At 56.4% G+C, this 15,787-nt stretch carries 15 protein-coding genes; 3 read left to right on the forward strand and 12 right to left on the reverse strand.

Annotated elements, in window-relative coordinates:
• Window positions 1-382 precede the first annotated feature (382 nt).
• From terL to ssuD, 10 genes are all read right to left on the reverse strand, one after another.
• On the reverse strand, window positions 383-1,798 hold the full coding sequence (terL, locus tag QM780_RS10240; RefSeq protein ID WP_415070382.1) for a phage terminase large subunit: 1,416 nt from the start codon (window positions 1,796-1,798) through the stop codon (window positions 383-385).
• Window positions 1,795-2,166, reverse strand: a complete 372-nt coding sequence (locus QM780_RS10245) for a DUF5681 domain-containing protein (protein WP_415070383.1) — start codon at window positions 2,164-2,166, stop codon at window positions 1,795-1,797. The genes terL and QM780_RS10245 overlap by 4 nt, the downstream gene beginning before the upstream one ends.
• Window positions 2,163-3,548 (reverse strand): site-specific DNA-methyltransferase, encoded by a 1,386-nt coding sequence (locus QM780_RS10250; RefSeq protein WP_415072004.1) that lies wholly within the window; start codon window positions 3,546-3,548, stop codon window positions 2,163-2,165. Before QM780_RS10250 ends, QM780_RS10245 begins: the two co-directional genes overlap by 4 nt.
• 680 nt (window positions 3,549-4,228) lie before the next feature.
• On the reverse strand, window positions 4,229-4,555 hold the full coding sequence (locus QM780_RS10255) for a DUF2924 domain-containing protein (protein WP_415070384.1): 327 nt from the start codon (window positions 4,553-4,555) through the stop codon (window positions 4,229-4,231).
• 1 nt (window position 4,556) lies between these two features.
• The gene (locus QM780_RS10260) at window positions 4,557-4,766 is read right to left on the reverse strand and encodes a DUF3489 domain-containing protein (RefSeq protein ID WP_415070385.1); all 210 of its coding nucleotides are present in this window, start codon (window positions 4,764-4,766) and stop codon (window positions 4,557-4,559) included.
• Complete coding sequence (locus tag QM780_RS10265) at window positions 4,763-4,912, reverse strand: hypothetical protein (RefSeq protein ID WP_415070386.1); 150 nt, start codon at window positions 4,910-4,912, stop codon at window positions 4,763-4,765. Before QM780_RS10265 ends, QM780_RS10260 begins: the two co-directional genes overlap by 4 nt.
• 498 nt (window positions 4,913-5,410) lie before the next feature.
• Window positions 5,411-6,796 carry an FAD/NAD(P)-binding protein gene (locus QM780_RS10270; protein WP_415070387.1) on the reverse strand — a complete coding sequence of 462 codons (1,386 nt, stop codon included), beginning with the start codon at window positions 6,794-6,796 and terminating at the stop codon, window positions 5,411-5,413.
• Window positions 6,797-6,819: 23 nt separating this feature from the next.
• The gene (locus tag QM780_RS10275; RefSeq protein WP_415070388.1) at window positions 6,820-7,623 is read right to left on the reverse strand and encodes an ABC transporter ATP-binding protein; all 804 of its coding nucleotides are present in this window, start codon (window positions 7,621-7,623) and stop codon (window positions 6,820-6,822) included.
• Window positions 7,624-7,653: 30 nt separating this feature from the next.
• Window positions 7,654-8,229, reverse strand: a complete 576-nt coding sequence (locus QM780_RS10280) for an ABC transporter permease subunit (RefSeq protein ID WP_415070389.1) — start codon at window positions 8,227-8,229, stop codon at window positions 7,654-7,656.
• A 219-nt stretch (window positions 8,230-8,448) separates the two neighbouring features.
• Window positions 8,449-9,615: an FMNH2-dependent alkanesulfonate monooxygenase gene (ssuD, locus tag QM780_RS10285; RefSeq protein WP_415070390.1), complete on the reverse strand. Its 1,167-nt coding sequence runs from the start codon at window positions 9,613-9,615 to the stop codon at window positions 8,449-8,451.
• 265 nt (window positions 9,616-9,880) lie between these two features.
• Between ssuD and QM780_RS10290 the strand changes: the two genes are divergently transcribed.
• The 3 genes from QM780_RS10290 to QM780_RS10300 all read left to right on the forward strand — a co-directional run bounded on the left by QM780_RS10290 (window position 9,881) and on the right by QM780_RS10300 (window position 12,998).
• Window positions 9,881-10,858, forward strand: coding sequence for an aliphatic sulfonate ABC transporter substrate-binding protein (locus tag QM780_RS10290; protein WP_415070391.1), 978 nt, complete (start codon window positions 9,881-9,883; stop codon window positions 10,856-10,858).
• A gap of 635 nt (window positions 10,859-11,493) precedes the next feature.
• Window positions 11,494-12,567 carry an AAA family ATPase gene (locus QM780_RS10295; protein ID WP_415070392.1) on the forward strand — a complete coding sequence of 358 codons (1,074 nt, stop codon included), beginning with the start codon at window positions 11,494-11,496 and terminating at the stop codon, window positions 12,565-12,567.
• Complete coding sequence (locus QM780_RS10300) at window positions 12,564-12,998, forward strand: hypothetical protein (RefSeq protein WP_415070393.1); 435 nt, start codon at window positions 12,564-12,566, stop codon at window positions 12,996-12,998. The genes QM780_RS10295 and QM780_RS10300 overlap by 4 nt, the downstream gene beginning before the upstream one ends.
• Before the next feature lie 718 nt (window positions 12,999-13,716).
• On the opposite strand, the gene QM780_RS10305 is transcribed toward QM780_RS10300, so the two are convergent.
• Window positions 13,717-13,989, reverse strand: a complete 273-nt coding sequence (locus QM780_RS10305) for a DUF4242 domain-containing protein (RefSeq protein WP_415070394.1) — start codon at window positions 13,987-13,989, stop codon at window positions 13,717-13,719.
• A 142-nt stretch (window positions 13,990-14,131) separates the two neighbouring features.
• Window positions 14,132-15,640, reverse strand: a complete 1,509-nt coding sequence (locus QM780_RS10310) for an aldehyde dehydrogenase family protein (RefSeq protein ID WP_415070395.1) — start codon at window positions 15,638-15,640, stop codon at window positions 14,132-14,134.
• Window positions 15,641-15,787 lie beyond the last annotated feature (147 nt).

Genomic DNA, 15,787 nt, shown 5'->3' on the forward strand with positions numbered 1-15,787 from the left:
GCCGAAGCGAGAATGATCAAAGGCGGCCCCGGCATTTCGGAATACGGCAAGCGTCATTTCGGGCGGATGTGGGGTGCTTCCTGTTGGCGTTCCTATTTGATCCGAAGGAGCCGGCCATTAAGCAGTCCTGGTTTATCCCGATGTCCCGAGTCCCAGATCTATCGGTCAAGAAAGCAGATAGATACACGGTGTCGCCTTCGAGAAGTATGCGTTCGACCGATCGCTACAGCAAGTATCGATCGGAAAACGCCAGTGATTTGGTTGCGGCAATCCTGAGAGCGCTGAACGCAGGCTCTGAGTTTGACAATCCCACCCATTCTCACAGTCTCAATGCGCACTAGTCATTTTTCCACGAGGTTACCTCGTGGAACGACGCTTGGCCTCAAAATAGGACGCCAACTCTCTTTTTGGAGCGCGTCTCAGACCAATTGAGCATTTGAGACATGCTGTCGACCTGGTCGTCGTTTCGACCGTTCGGAAATACCAATATTTCATTGTGGAATGTATCCAGCCATGGCGCTCTGCGCGGTAAGAGGACCGCCCCAGCTTCGATGATCGCGGATTGCGCTGCGGCTCGATCGACTTTCGATCCTTCTGGCCGGATTCCGATGGTTCGAATTCTGTTCCGCTCGGAGCGCAGTTGCTGGATCATACCGAGCCCAATTCCGGCTTCTTCGATAAGAACAACCTTGGCATCGAATTCTTGCGCATGGCTCAAAATCTTTCGCCGGAGATCTGGAAACTGCATTCTCTCGCGAAGGACGTCTCGCAGGTAATATTGCTTTTGATGAACGAGCCAAGTGGTACAAACAGACCAATCAGAGGCGCCGCTGATTGTCGTCGCTAAATCCCAACTTTGCACGATCTTAACGTTGTGATCACGCGGTGGCAAATTATCATAAGAGCGAAACCAGCTCCACTTGAGTAGATTACCCTCCGCCGGAACTGGTGACTGTTGATACTGAGCGGAAAACTCAAAGGAGCTCATTGACGAGCGAGTTCGCTTTAGCACCTTCAGTGGTTCGCGCTCTGCATGAAGTGCCTCTCCGGCGCTTCGTCCCACAACACGGCCGTTTGAGAGCTCGTATGCCTCATCTTCCTCGGCGATCGCGGGGAGTTTAAGATATTCCCACTCCTCTTTTTCCATAATGTGTGCAACGAGATCGTCGACGTGAACACGTTGCATAATAACGATGATGACGTCGTCTTTTTTGTTGTCGAGGCGGGAGTAGAGGGTCGAATCGTACCATTGCTTGACTGACTGACGTCGTGGCTCTGACTGGGCCTCTTGGGGTTTGATCGGATCGTCAATGACGATGAAATTACCCCCTCTTCCGGTCAATGTACCTCCCACCGACGTTGATAGGCGATAACCGCCGGCTGTTGTCTCGAATTCTCCTTCGGCCGTCTTGCTGGGATTGAGCGCTGCATATGAAAATGCTCGGCGATACCAAGGTGATGACATCACAGTCCGGCAATCACGCGCCAGTTTTCCTGCGAGATCTTGAGAATAGCTTGCACAGATAAATCGCAAGCATGGGTTCTTCCCCAGCGCCCAAGCCGGAAACGCTACTGACGCTGAGATGGACTTCAAATTTCGCGGCGGAAGCGCAATGATAAGTCGCTTAATCTCACGCCGATAGGCTCGCATCAACCGATCAGCGATTACTTCTATGTGCCAATTGGGGGAAAACTCCTGACCCGCATCCACTGTTGAAAACGTTTTGCCGATGAAGGCGGCGAGGTCTTGTCGGAGCATGGCATTGAAAATTTCGGCTTTGTTCGGCTTCAAGATCATTTGCCACCACGTTTGTTACGTCGAGCATAGTCTTCCAGAATGAGTTGATCGAATTGCTCGAGTTCGCGAGGTGGCAACTCAGCCCTACCCGTAAAAAGTTTGCTATGACCGACAATCAGTTGAGCCGCTTTACAATCTCCTCTTAGCGCCTTAGCGAAAAGGGCTTTTATCATCGCTCTTTGCTTGCTGACTTTTCGCGTACGGCCACCTTCAGTGACCGAGATCATTTGCTTCATTTCTTCAGCCAGCTCCACGCTAAACTCACGAGCCCCTTTTGGTCGCCCTTTGGGATTGCCAGACTGACCAGGCTTAAAGCGGGAATATTTGGGTGGTTTGCCGTAGCCAACCGTGTAGGTAGGTTTTCTCATGAGCGAGCCCTCTTATATGAGGGTATGTTCTCGACTCCTCTCGCACGGATTTCTGAGAATGGACGACCAGTATCGCCGTTGACTGCTTTCAGACCTGTCGCTTTCTGCCAACGCATGACGGCGACATCGACATAGCGGGGGTCCAACTCGATCAAACGCGCCCGTCGTCCGATTTTCTCGGCAGCCATCAGAGTAGTACCGGCTCCGCCAAATCCATCGAGGACGATGTCGCCACGGTTACTGGCATCTTGCAGAGCATCGGCGACAAGCAATACAGGTTTGACGGTTGGATGGTCTGATAGATCCTGCTGCCTCCCTTTGCGCCAAGTGTTGACGCCGGCGTACTCCCATACGTTCGAACGATAACGACCGAACCGACCGAGCTCGATGTTATTAATATGTTTGGCGCGACCACGCTTATAGATGAGCACGAGTTCATGTTTTGAACGATAGAAGGAGCCCATGCCGCCATTGGTTTTGTTCCATACGCATAGATTTTTCATCTCGGTATAGACGCTCTGCCCAGCGCTCATCAGTTCGCCGAGGTGCCGCCAGTCCATGCAAATATAATGTAGAGCCCCATCGGCGCTCGCCGCGGCAAGGTTTGCTAAAGATGCTTTGAGAAAGCCCGTGAATTCTTCGGGTGTCATTTCCCCACTGGCGACCGCAAATTCACGATGGTGCTGGCGCCCAAGACCCGACACATGCCCACCGATTGGAACGTTGTAGGGCGGGTCAGTGAATACCATTCGCGCCCTTTCACCATCCATCAAGCGCTCAATAGCTTCGCGATCGCGAACGTCTGCGCAAATTATCCGATGAGGCCCGAGCTGCCATAGGGTACCTAAACGTGTCTCCGCCTTATCTGCTGCTGGCACATCCGGGATCTCATCGGCCGTATCTACGACATTGGTCTGCCCCTGGATTGTGAGGTCGATTTCGGCGTGATCGAACCCCGTTACCGAGACATCAAAAGCGTTGTCGATTGTAATGAGATCGGCAAGTTCCAGCGCCAAGATATCTTTGTCCCAACCCGCCAATTCAGCGAGCCTATTGTCCGCGATCGCATATGCGCGTAATTCTGACTGGTTGAGATGGTCCAGACAGATCACTGGGACCTTGTTCAACCCTAGTTTGCGCGCTGCTTCGGCCCGACCGTGGCCGGCGACGATGTGACCATCGATGTCTACGAGTATTGGGTTCACGAACCCGAAGGTTTCAATGCTTTTGGCGATCTGACTGAGCTGCTTTGCCGAATGGGTTCGTGCGTTCCGTCGTGCAGCTTTGAGTGCAGAAAGGTTTCTGAGCTGAATTTTGGGATGTTCGAATGCTGGTGTCTGAAATCCGTCCTTCGGATTTTTTCGACATATTTTAGCCGCGATCGGGTTCGCGCCTCCAATATGCGCACGCTATCGAGCGAACGCGAACGCGAAGGACGCAACAAACAATGCTTCGCGGCGACAGGCGGCCATCGCGTGATGGCACCCGCCTTCTGTGTCTATTTTTCCCCCTGTTTTCGAAAATCCCGGCCCCCTGTTATTGGGAGCGAATTCCCTGTTCCTTAGAGCAGGGAAAACGTGCGGGTTAAGCCCGTATTAACGGCGCAAAATGTAAATCAATTGTAAATCTTGAAACATATTTTTTCTAATTTCCCTGTAGTTTGGGTGTTTGCAGGGAATTTTGCAGAGACGAGTTCGCGTCAGACTGCCAACACAGCCAGCAACTAAGTTATTGGTATAGCTTCATATTATTCGATTTCCGTAGGCCGAATTTCGTCGCGAAATCCGCGCCTTGTCGACCCACATTTTAGGTTCTCGCGCAGCGGGCCGCGTCTCTGGAGATATTTTCGGGCTTCGAGCCTCATTTATCTCTGTCGGCATTTTTCGGCCGGTCAGAGTCGCATCGCTATGAACCTCGGTATCGAGCCTCACACGACGCGGTCCTGAGTGCCCCTACGCGACATCTTTCGTGTTTGTCGCGTTCCATGCGACGCCCTCACAGTACCTAATGGCCAAATCGTCTTGTGAAAGCTTCGAAAGTTCATCGTACGCCGCAGCCCCCTTCAGCCACTCCAGCAATTTTTCGCGGGGCGTATGCCGATAGGTCTCGTACATAAACTTTGCCATATCCAACCAGTTTTCGGATTTATGCGTGCCCATTGGTGTGCCTCCGGCGCCGCACCACTTAACCTGCGAAGGACAAGTTTGGGGAGGCCGCCGAACACCCTCTCCTGGATTTTGTAGGTGATGCCGCGAAGCAGGAGATCACGGGAGAGGCTCTTCGGCGGCTGCATTCCATGCAGCCGCCGCCATTCGCCACGCAGCTCGAAGTTGGTGAGGCCTTCGAGCCGCGACAGCTCGACCGCGATGTCGGGTGATGTGCTCTTCACGTCAGCGACCGCGCTTGGTCTCGATGCGATACCGGCGAAATTCGCCCTCGAACTTCTTGGATGTCAGCGTGAAGCCGAGCTTCTTTTTGACCGTACCAGCAAGGAAGCCGCGGACGCTGTGTTGCTGCCAGTCCGTTGCCGCCATCATCTCCGGAATGGTCGCGCCTTCGCGCCGCGTAAGAAGCGCGAGCACGCGATCATGCTTTGTCACACGCGCCGTGTGCCGTCGCCGTCATTGGCTTCACGTGCGGTCGGCGCTGCAGGTGGCTGCTCGGCTGCCGACTTTGCTTTGGCGGCTTTATTTCGTGATGTTGCCTTCGATGCCTGCGCGGATGAGATCGTCTCTACTGATGTCATTTATGGCTCGTGGGTTTAGGGCGCGCCCCTATTGGCGCCCGCACCACCCAAAGCCCCGCTTTCTGCGAGGCGAGCCCTAAAAAACTCGGCGCCCCTTAACGTCGGCGCTAGTCACACCCACTAATGCGTCCTTTGCGGCAGAAGTCGAGGGCTGTTCTCGCTGACAATGTGCGAATTCGGGCACTCAGTTAAAAATTGCGATGTACGGTTACGGACGACAAGCGGACTTCAAAGGGCTGGACGCGAAACGGCGCTTTTGACCCCAAGCGGACTTTGCGGGTTGCTCTGCGCATCGTCTTGGATCTTCTGCACTGCCGAGAAAGCGGACCTTCACCGGCGGGCAAGCGATACATTTCAATTCCATTGGACAATGGTCCCTGTTCGGCCGTAAGCGGACCTTGCCAAATTTCGTTTCGGGTCAAAGCGAACATTGGCCTAACGCGCGCGAGAATCTGCTCCGGTTTCTTATAGCGAAAATATGGCTTCGCCGACTGTCCGTTATCTAATCGCGCCCCTTTGAGGTGCCGTCGGACGAGAAGCCGCTTCCGATATTTGATCGGTAAGGCACTCGCATTGCGTTCGAATATCCGGGATTCCCACGATTTCCCAAAACGCGCCTCGCGTCAAAGGACCGATCGCAAAGATATCCGGCGCGGAATGGCCGTGATTATCGATCAAGGCGCCCGCGCCGTCGACGTCGATCCCCAGTCCCAGGCGGTCGGGTTGGGTGAAGCCTTGAGCAAGAAGATTGCGAATGAGCGGGTTCTTCATTTTCGCCACATCGATGCTGAAGCCGGTGCAATCAGTGACGCCATGAACCATGAGCGTCTCTACCGTGAACTTTCCCCGACGGCGATAGCGCACCTCGATGCCACCCTCCGTCTCAGGAGCGATCGAGACGATCTTGGCCGCGATGATGACCAGCCTCTTACTGGCCAGAAGGTCTTCGATGATCGAAGCAACTCTCGGCGCCATGCGGTGACGGCGAACATCCCACCAGGGCCGCGCGTGTCGAACGAACCGCGATTGATCGTCGAGAGAAAAGCCTCGCCACAGCTCTTGCACGTGCGGGCGCAAGCCATCGAGAACGGCGCGCCAATCGGAACCTTCGCGTTGCGCTTTCTCTGCCCGCGCACGAAACCAGCGAAAAACAGTCACGAGACCTTCGCCGAAGGGCACGTCGCTGGAATCGATGACGGCAGGTTCGATCGGGCGATGCGGCTGCGGAAGCAGGCCCCGGCGCGAGAGGGCGTAAATGGTTCCCTGGTAGCCGGCCGCGATGAGGGATTGCACGTGATCGACCATCGAAAGGCCCGTCCCGAGAAGAAGGATGCTTTCGAGATGCTTGAGCGTCGCCCGATCCACCGACAACCATGGCGTCACGTTTGGCGGCATGCCTTCGATCTCCGGCGGCTCGTAGCCCGTGGCAACAACGACAAGATCTCCGCCGACGCGGCGGAAATTGTCGAGTGTCACGATGACGCCGTTTGAAGTTCGCGACAGCGAAACGGCTTCGCCTTGAATATGCTTCAACCGGCCGGTCGCGTCTTGAAGCTCGCGTAGTTGGCTCGTGAGGTAATTTCCGAATGCGGCACGGGAGGCAAAACGGAAGCGGTCGTTCCCGTTGCCGTCCCGCTCGGCGTCGTTTTCATCGAGCCACCGGACGAAATGATCCGGTAGATCGGGATAAGCGCTCATGTTCGCTGCGCGGACGTTCAGAAGATGAATGGGATGCGCCGAGCCGTAAGCGATCCCTTTGCCGACCGCGCTCGTCCTCTCGATCAGCGTGACTTTTGTTTCGGTCTTTGCACACAGGAGATGGATGGCGAGCAGCGTGCCGCTCGCACCGCCACCAAGGATCAAGACATTAAGCGGCCTTACCAAAGGAAACGTTCCGTTCGCTGTCTCTAGACTTCTCCGAGGATGCGCGCCTCAAGCGCGGCGAGTTCTGGATCGGCCCTTCTGCGAGGCCTTGCGGCGGTCACTTCGACATCGAATGCAACTCGACCCTCCCGCAAAACGACGACCCTATCGGCAAGCGCCACGGCTTCGGCGACGTCATGAGTGATGAGCACGGCCGTGAAACGATTGCCAATCCATAGCTCTTCGAGAAGAACGTGCATGTCCCCGCGCGTCAGCGCATCGAGCGCGCCGAACGGTTCGTCGAGCAGCAAGACGCTGGGTTCTCCGACGAGAACGCGGGCCAGCGCGACCCGTTGCCGTTGTCCTCCTGAGAGGACGGCCGGCCAATCCTTATGCCGATCCGCAAGACCGACGTCGCGCAGCGCATTCATCGCCGTCTCGCGCCATCCCGGCGTGCGCGCTATTCCAACGTTGCTGAGAACCGTCTGCCAGGGCAGCAGGCGTGCGTCCTGGAACAAAAGCTTGACGGACTTTTGCAGGCCGCGGACGGGTGTTCCATCGATCCGAACGACACCGCTGGTCGGCTGATCCAGTCCCACGATCAACCGCATGAGACTAGATTTGCCGACGCCCGAACGGCCGACGATCGCAAGAAACTGTCCGGCCGGAACTTCGAGATTGAGCCCTCGAAGGACATGCCGTTGTGCAAACGAGAGACGGAGATCTTCGAGGCTCAATGATTTGCCCGCGCGCGAGACGGGCGCCTCGATGGGCGTGTCCCGCGCCTCGCGCGGCGGTCTCGATCCATCGAACGAGGCGCCTTCGGCAATGTCCAGTCGCCTCAACATGAGAACACCCAATGCGGCAATGCCTTCGGCTCAGCGGGACGCGGCGTTCGAATGATAGGCGGGATGCCAGGCAAGGACCCGGCGCTCGATCAATTTCGTGGCCGTATCCGCTGCCTTTCCGAGGAGGGCGTAAAGAAGGACGCCAAGAATGACGACATCCGTCTGCAGGAATTCGCGGGCGTTCATTGTCATGTATCCGATACCCGACGAAGCCGAGATCGTTTCCGCGACGATGAGCGTCAGCCACATGATGCCGAGCGCGTAGCGAAGCCCGACGAGCACCGACGGCATCGCGCCGGGAAGCAGCACGCGCCAAAAGATCGCTAGTTTCCCGAGCCCATTGACTTCGGCCATCTCGATCAGCCCGCGGTCGATGGTACGGATACCGTGAAAGGTGTTGAGGTAGAGCGGAAAGAGCGTTCCGACGGCGACGAGGAATATCTTCGCCGTCTCGTCGATCCCGAACCAGAGGATGACCATGGGAATGATCGCGAGATGCGGCACATTGCGAAGCATCTGAAGGCCAGAATCGAGCAAGAGCTCCGCCTTCCGCGACACGCCGGTCAGAACACCGAGCATGAAGCCAAGGCCACCGCCGATGGCCAATCCCGTGATCGCGCGCTCGAAGCTGATGAGAACGTTGCTCTCCAGTTCGCCGCTTTTCGCGGTTTCCCAAAACGCAGTGACGACCTGGCTCGGCGCCGGCAGCGTGCGCGAACTCGATAAGCCCCGATCGCGAACCCAGTTCCCATAAAATCAGGACGCCGATCGGAACGAGCCAAGGAACGATCCGCTCGATCGAGGCGCCAAAGCGCTGAGATCCGATCATGATTGACCCCGCCGACGTTCAGCAGGCGCGAAGTCGTTGGCGATTGCTTCGCCGATGGGGCCATGCCTGCGTGAATGACCGCGATCATGGGCCAGCGGCAGAAGCGGGAAGACGAGTTCCGCAAACCGGTAGGCTTCTTCGAGATGCGGATATCCGGAGAAGATGAACGTATCTATGCCGACCAGCATATATTCCTTGATACGTTCCGCGACAGTCTCTGGATCGCCGACAAGCGCCGTTCCCGCGCCTCCGCGCACGAGGCCGACGCCTGCCCAAAGATTGGGACTGACTTCGAGCTTCTCGCGGCTTCCACCGTGCAAAGCGAGCATGCGCTTCTGACCAACGGAATCCATGCGCTCGAATGTCTTCTGTGCTGACGCGAGTGTCTGATTATCAAGGTGCTTGAGAAGATCGTTGGCGGCGCGCCACGCTTCGTCGTTCGTCTCACGCACGATGACATGCAGTCGGATGCCGAACGAGAAGCTTCGGCCTCTCGCGTTGGCCACTTTCTGCGCTGCTTCGAGCTTTTTCGCAACTTCGCCTGGCGGCTCGCCCCAGGTCAGGTATTTGTCGATCGTCTCGGCGGCGACCGCGATGCCGGCGTCGGAGGAGCCCCCGAAGTAAAGCGGCGGATGCGGCTTCTGAAGCGGTGGAAACATCAGCCGGCCGTCTTCGATCTGGATGTGTTGGCCATTGAAATCGACGCGGCCACCAGCCAACAGCGCTTTATAGACTTCGAGGAATTCCTTGGTGACGGCATAGCGCTCGTCATGCGAGAGGAAGACACCGTCGCCTTTGTTCTCGACGGGATCGCCACCGGTCACGACATTGATCAGCAGCCGGCCGTCGGAAATCCTGTCGAGCGTTGCCGTCATCCGCGCGGCGACCGCCGGAGACAGAAGCCCGGGCCGAACCGCGACGAGAAATCTGAGATCTCGCGTCTGAGGCAGAAGCGCGGATGCGATCACCCATGAATCTTCGCAGCTTCGCCCCGTGGGCAGCAGCACGCCGTAATATCCGAGCCGGTCGGAGGCTTCCGCAATCTGGCGCAGATAGCTGAGATCGACGTCCCGTCCGCCGACGGAGGAGCCGAGATATCGCCCATCACCGTGCGTCGGAAGAAACCATAAAAAGTTTGCAGTCGTCGCGGGTGCAATCGTCACGGCGAAGACCATCCTTGGTTCTGTCCGACAAGCCAACCGCGATGGTCAACGCAGAACGTGCCGGACGAGCATTCGCCCCGCCGAGCGCCCTAAGCGTTGACCACCACTGTCCGATATCTTGGACGAGGCATATCCCGACACCAAACAAGAAATAGCGATTAGCTTTTCTGTTTTTCGTATTGGTCATCAGAAGCAGACGAGCCAACTACTGACCGACGGCATAAACGCGCGGCGAGAGTAGCCGCGAAATATTCAGGGGCCCTCTATGGATCGTCGTCATCTCATGAGGGGCGTGACCGCCCTCGGCATCGCGCTCTTTTCAGTAACTGATATTTCCGCCGCCGCGGAACAACCGGCAACCGTTCGCATCGGCTTTCAGAAGTCGTCAACGCTCATCAATATTCTCAAGGCTAACGGGGATCTCGAGAAGGGGCTTGCCGGTCTCGGCGTCACGGTGAAGTGGTCCGAGTTCTCGAGTGGACTGCCGCTTCTCGAAGCCTTGAACGTCGGCGCAGTTGATATCTCGGGAGACGTCGCAGACACGGTGCCGATCTTCGCCCAGGCGGCGGGCGCCAAGCTGACGTATATAGCGGCCGAAGCGCCATCTCCCACGGCTCAGGCGCTCCTCGTACCAGCGAACTCGCCGATCCACTCCGTCGCCGAGCTTAAAGGCAAGAAAGTCGCCGTGACGAAGGCGGCAGGCAGTCATTATCTCTTGATCGCAGCACTCGCCCAGGCCGGCCTGAAATTCAAGGACATTGAGCCTGCTTACCTCACGCCCGCCGACGGTCGCGCCGCCTTCGAGAAGGGCGCCGTGGATGCGTGGGTGACGTGGGACCCGTTCGTCGCCGCCGCCCAGAAGCAGGCCAACGCCCGTGTCCTCGCCGACGGCACGGGCATCGCAAGCTATCAGCGCTACTATCTGGCTTCTTCGGGCTTCGTGGCTTCGCGCCCCGACGTCGTGAAGCTCATCTTTGCGAAGCTCAAGGAAACGGGCGAGTGGGTCAAAAAGAACCCCGACGCCGCGGCGAAGATCTTAGGTCCGGCATGGGGGCTCAACCCCGAGATCGTAACGCTCGCCAACAGCCGCCGCAGCTACGAGGTGCGCTCCGTGTCACCTGCAAACTTGGTGGAAGAGCAGAAGGTCGCCGACGCTTTCTTTTCCGAAGGCGCGTTGCCGAAGCCAATCAATTCGAAAGACGCGCAGATCTGGTCGCCGGACAAGCAAGTATCGGCGCAGTGAAACGCCGGCCGATTGCCGGTCGCAATCACTTCCGCTTCTCATGCGGAAGCAGCCTTATTAGAAACATGCTCGCCACCCCTGCGAAGCACACCGTCAATGTCGGCTATTGGGACCGAGCAACAATCTTGCAATGCGGCAGCACGATCGTCTCAGTTTCCGGAAATGGCCCGATGCGGAATATCCTGACGTTCATTTTCACGTCCGCACCCTGAGATGAAGCGGGCTTCCGGAGTCCTCGGGTTCGGAGAGAATGCTGAAAATTAAATTGGTGTTTCAATAACATAAGTGTTCGTCCTTTCATCTGTCCGGTGCGCGCCGGTTAAATAAATAACTTATGGGTTCCCGCCTTGGCGCCCACGGCGGCCAAGGTAACGCCTAGGGAATACGATCGCGCATTCTTGAGCGTCCGGCCTAACTCTCGATTGACGCCATGACAAATGCTCCGATAGCGTTAATTGGGGTTTGGCGTTGGGGGTTTTGCGATCATGGGTGCCCTTCCATTTGATTTTCCATTTTTCAAAGAAACTGTCGCTGCATTGGTCGGCGTTCCGAGTTTTGCGTAAACTTGCTATCGGTACGGGAGATACGTTGGGAGCAGTGGCGACAAAGCGATCATTCAAAATCTTGAAGCGCAAGTGCGTACCACCGAAGAACAACGCAACGTTTTGAAAACCAGATTCGACGGTCTTCAGGCGACGGTGAAGGATGCCCGCGATTTTTGGATTCGCAATCCGGCGCAGAACGTCCTCCACGAACATCAACAGGCGCTGCACAACAGCGTGCCAATCATTACCGTCGTGAATTTCAAGGGCGGCGTAGGCAAAACGACCATTTGTTCGAACCTAGCCGCCCATTTTGCTGAACAGGGAAAACGCGTCCTTCTCATCGACTGCGATTATCAAGGTTCACTCTCGGATACCGCCCTGTCGCATGGCCGTGTTGGAAATTTTTCCGCTACCGCGCAACTGCTGCTTGAGCCAGGCCACGACAGTGTGGCATTGCGAGCGGCCGCCGAACGTCTTTCCAAAATCAACAGCAATCTATGGATTTATCCAGCGTTCTACGACTTCAGCCGCGCGGAAATTCAAATGATGTTTCGTTGGTTGGTAGGTCAAGAGCAGGAAATCCGCTTTAACATGGCGGATTATCTTCAGTCGCATGCTTTCAAAGAAGACCCCTCATCGCGATTCGATATCGTGCTGATCGATTGCCCGCCGAGACTGCTTACAGGCGCCGTTACCGTGCTGACCGCCAGCACGCATGTTCTTGTACCAACAATTCTCGACGGTGCGTCGCATATCGCAACCCTGAATACACTATCCGCCATCCAACAGTTTCAAATGAAATTGAATCCGAAACTACGCATCCTGGGCATCGTCCCCTCGATGGTGAGCGTTGCGGGTTCGTATAGCGCCAATGAGCAACACTTTATCGCCGAGATTGAACGTCAACTTCCCGAACTTTATCTGGGGCTTGTCCCTGTTTTGAAGAACTATCCAATACTCCGGCGCCAGGAACTTGCGAAAGCGGGCGGTAGTGAAATCTTGGTGGCCGCCGACGGAAACAATGCCAATATTCGGCAAGCACGTGAAATGTTTGGAGCCCTCGCGGGATACATTTCCACGTCGGTCCAATGGCGCCGACCTGACGGTCAGGACGGACCGATCATCGCGATGCCTGGACGGGAAAACAGGAGAGTTGCGTCTTGAAGGTCGCGCTAATTCGACAATTGCTAGCGTCATCGGGCGCCGAGAAAGAGCTTGTAGATCTCCTCGCCTCGGTGGATGACGCTGAGGAGCTTCAACTTGTCGAGGTGATGCGCCCAGGGGTGGCGAAGCTTGCAAAGACACTGGCAACCGAACGAACCAGAGTGAGCAAGCTAAATCAGGCTGCCATCTCGGCGCTCCTCGACGAACTACAAAACACCAAACATGATAACGCGACGTTTGAAGACGTTATCAAACGCGCAACTAAAGACCGCGCCTTGAAAGTGGCCGACGCGGTTGAGGTCGCGAAACTTTTTACGGGCGAACCGCGTAAATTCAAATCCAAGCCAGAGGCGTTTGACGCGATCTTGAAAAGACAAATCGCGGACAAACGGGGCGCGGCACGGAGTTCTCAAATCTCTGGTATATTCTGACTGCTCATGTCGGACGATCTCATCGAACGATAGAAAGATCTTGTTATGCTGGTAGCCCTTGGCAACCAACATGCTGCGCATGAAGACTGACGCGAGCTTGATGAGGCAAGACATCCTACGCCCGCACGTCTGCTTGCGGCCCATAGAAACGCTTCTGCTCGAGGCCAAAAATGTACGCCCTTGAATACAGAGGTGGTTTTCGCGGACGATGCTGTTGCCTGCTCAGGTTCGAATCCTGATTGCTCAACAACTTACTAACTCATTGAAATAGCTATGTATTATTTGATTTACGCGGACGGAATTTCGTCGCAAAATCCGCGCCTTGTCGACTACCATTTTCAGCTCTCGTCCACCTGGCCGCGTCTCTGGAAGATATTTTCGGGCTGCAGGCCCCATTTATCCCCGTCGGCATTTTTCGGTCGGTCGGAGTCGCATCGTTTTTTATGCGTCACCTGCGCGCTACCGCGTCCCCAACCCGAGAATTGCGCGCTGAAGCCGCCAGGCATATTTCAGGTCTTTGGAAAGAGAGAGAAGGCGGACCGGCATCAGGTCGGGTGGATAAGCCTTCGAGCCGCGACAGATCGGGCCCCGATGTCGAGTGAGGTGTTCTTCACGAATAGCGGTACGAGAATGGCTTCTTCTGTACCGTCATTGGATTGACGATCGTTTGGACATGCGTTCGTTGACTGAGACTGCTGAAAGCAGTCGCAGCATGCGGCTACCCACCCGCCGAAGGATCGATCACGGTTTTTACCTCGATGATCCTATTGGCCGGAAAACCGCTTAGTTCCGCGTGTTTCCGGATAGCCTCCTCGTCCTTGGCAAGGTAGACACAGAAGGTGTTGTCGCCGGCGATATACGAATGCAGCCATTGCACATCAGGAGATAATTTCGCCAGTGCAGCGTTTGATGTGGCAGCTGCTTGCTTGAGCTGCTCGGCTGTCGAATCGCCGATTGCTGGGATATTGCGCTCAATGATGTATTTCTTCATCGCGTTTCCTCTGCCCTTTACTCGTACTCTTTTCGAACTGGCGCGCAATTGACCGACTGTTTTGTCTGCATGGCTTCTTGCTGATATCACCGAGAGACGATATCCATGACGCGCCACCGCCATGCAGTGTCAGCGGCAAACGCTAGCGGGCGTAGTTGACCCACACAGTTTTCGTCTGGAGGTACTTGTCAAGACCTTCGCGACCGTTGTCCTTGCCGTATCCCGATTGCTTGAAGCCTCCCCAACCGACGGCAGCATCGAATTGATTGTAGGTATTGACCCAAACGGTGCCGGCCTGAATTGCAGCCGCCGCTGCGTGCGCCTTTGCGATATCGTGCGTCCAGATTCCCGCAGCTAAGCCGAAGCTGCTCGCATTTGCGCGCTTCACGAGGTCGTCAAAAGATTCGAACGCCTGGATCGTCAGAACCGGCCCAAAGATCTCGTCGGTGACGACACCGTCGGTATCTCTGGCTCCGGTAAGGACCGTCGGTTCGTAAAATGATCCCGAAGCGAGTTCGCCTTTGCCGCGGCGTCCGCCGGTCACGACATCTATTCCCGTTTCGCGCGATCGCTCAACGAAACCGTTGACCCGCTCGAGTTGGTCTTCCGAAATCAGGGGCCCGAGTGTGGTCTCTTCGTGAAGACCATGCCCCATCTTGAGCTTGCGGGCTTCAGCGACGACCCGATCGACAACCTGGTCGAACGCTTTCTCCTCGACCATCAGACGGGAGCCCGCGGAACAAACTTGGCCTGTATAGAAGAAAATGGCGCCTGCCGCGGTAGCAGCGGCGGTATCGACATCGCTGTCGGCGAATATGATATTCGGATTTTTACCACCGAGCTCCAGCGACACATGCTTCAATGTCTTCGATGCCGTTCGAGCGATATGCTTTCCGACCTCTTCCGATCCGGTAAATGAAATTTTAGCGACGCCCGGATGCTCAACCAGCGCCTGCCCAGTCGTGGTGCCGTCTCCGGTCAAAACATTGAGCACGCCCGGGGGAATTCCAGCCTCCAGCGCGAGCTTGCCTAAGATCAAGGCTGAAAGAGGTGTTTGCTCGGCCGGCTTCAGGATGACGGTGCACCCGGCCGCGAGCGCCGGCGCGATCTTGAAGCAGGCTTGGCACAATGGGAAATTCCACGGCACGATCGCCGCGACCACACCGATAGGCTCCCGACGCGTGTAGACGAGCATATCGGGCGAGCTTGCCGGAATCGTTTCGCCTGCGAGTTTCGTGCACCAGCCCGCGTAGTAGCGAAGAGCACCGACAGCAAGCGGCACGTCGACAGCGGCGATGTGAAGTTTCGGCTTTCCGCTGTCCAAACTCTCGACCTCGGATATCCACGACGCATCGCGCTCGATCAAATCTGCCAGCCGCATCAGAACTTGCGCGCGATCGCTCGGAGCCATCTTTTGCCAGGGGCCGGCGAGCGCCGATCGAGCAGCGGTGACGGCAGCATCGACGTCCGTCTGTTTGGCATTGGGAACGGATGTCAGTGTTTTCCCGAGCGCGGGATCATAGGTTTCGAAAGTTTCCCCCGACGCACCATGAACTTCGTTGCCATCAATCAGCAGTTTGTGAGTTGAAGAGAGAAAATCGATTGTTCTATCCGACGCCGATGGTGCGCCATTCGGTGACTGATCGAGCATAACCGGACTAACCTCTCTGGTTGAAAACTATCGAATTCCGCGCGCCGACATTCATGGCCAACGCCAACCCCATATCAGGACACCGATTGGCAGGAGGACGCCGAGGGCGACCAGCGCAGCCCAATCCCGGGAAGAGAAACCTGCTCT

Source organism: Hyphomicrobium sp. (assembly GCF_047600905.1).
Classification (GTDB): domain Bacteria; phylum Pseudomonadota; class Alphaproteobacteria; order Rhizobiales; family Hyphomicrobiaceae; genus Hyphomicrobium_B.

Bases quoted from the DNA above. Each gene is read 5' to 3' on its own strand.
- terL (WP_415070382.1), bottom strand. From the start codon at position 1,798: ATGATCTTGAAGCCGAACAAAGCCGAAATTTTCAATGCCATGCTCCGA.
- QM780_RS10245 (WP_415070383.1), bottom strand. From the start codon at position 2,166: ATGAGAAAACCTACCTACACGGTTGGCTACGGCAAACCACCCAAATAT.
- QM780_RS10265 (WP_415070386.1), bottom strand. From the start codon at position 4,912: ATGACATCAGTAGAGACGATCTCATCCGCGCAGGCATCGAAGGCAACA.
- QM780_RS10275 (WP_415070388.1), bottom strand. From the start codon at position 7,623: ATGTTGAGGCGACTGGACATTGCCGAAGGCGCCTCGTTCGATGGATCG.
- QM780_RS10290 (WP_415070391.1), top strand. From the start codon at position 9,881: ATGGATCGTCGTCATCTCATGAGGGGCGTGACCGCCCTCGGCATCGCG.
- QM780_RS10305 (WP_415070394.1), bottom strand. From the start codon at position 13,989: ATGAAGAAATACATCATTGAGCGCAATATCCCAGCAATCGGCGATTCG.
- QM780_RS10310 (WP_415070395.1), bottom strand. From the start codon at position 15,640: ATGCTCGATCAGTCACCGAATGGCGCACCATCGGCGTCGGATAGAACA.